Consider the following 765-nt stretch of genomic DNA (forward strand, 5'->3'; position numbering starts at 1 on the left):
ATATTTAACGCCTTCAACCCATTCAATATCGTAAACTGAATCTACTTCCTGGATGTAAGAAGCTAAACGTTCCAAACCATATGTTAATTCAGAGGTAACAGGCTTACATTCTAAACCTCCAACTTGTTGGAAATAAGTAAATTGAGTGACTTCCATCCCGTCTAACCAAACTTCCCAACCTAAACCAGCACAACCAAGTGAGGGGTTTTCCCAGTTGTCTTCTACAAAACGAATGTCATGTTTTAATGGGTCGATTCCTAATTGTTTCAAGCTTTCAATGTATAATTCTTGAATGTTATCTGGGTTTGGTTTCATCACGACTTGGAATTGGTGATGTTGGTATAAACGGTTAGGGTTTTCACCGTAGCGACCATCTGCTGGACGGCGAGATGGTTCTACGTAACAAGCGTTCCATGGTTCAGGACCAATTGCACGCAAGAAAGTATAAGGTGACATGGTACCCGCACCTTTTTCTGTGTCATAAGCGTTTAAAACTAAACACCCTTGTTCAGCCCAGTAGTTTTGTAACGTTAAAATTATATCTTGAAATGTTTTATGATTTTTTGCCAAGATGTTCACTTCCTCATTTTTTAATCTATTATGATAGTGGTCAAATACATCAGAAGACACAAAAAAGCCCCTATGCATTTGAAAAAACAAACACATAGGGACGATTATCTCGCGGTTCCACCCTACTTCTAACGGATAAAATCCATTAGCGCTTTATTGTTAAGTGCTCCAATATGCCTTCACAAGGTTTCAATC

1 protein-coding gene is annotated in these 765 nt (G+C 38.6%); it reads right to left on the bottom strand.

Features of this window, described 5'->3' with window-relative positions; genetic code table 11:
* Positions 1-579, bottom strand: a 579-nt coding sequence (glyQ, locus tag ACRCJ0_RS17155) for a glycine--tRNA ligase subunit alpha (protein ID WP_431391367.1), incomplete at its 3' end; no start/stop codon positions are given.
* Positions 580-765: the final 186 nt, after the last annotated feature.

It is taken from the genome of Aerococcus sp. L_32, from assembly GCF_050689315.1.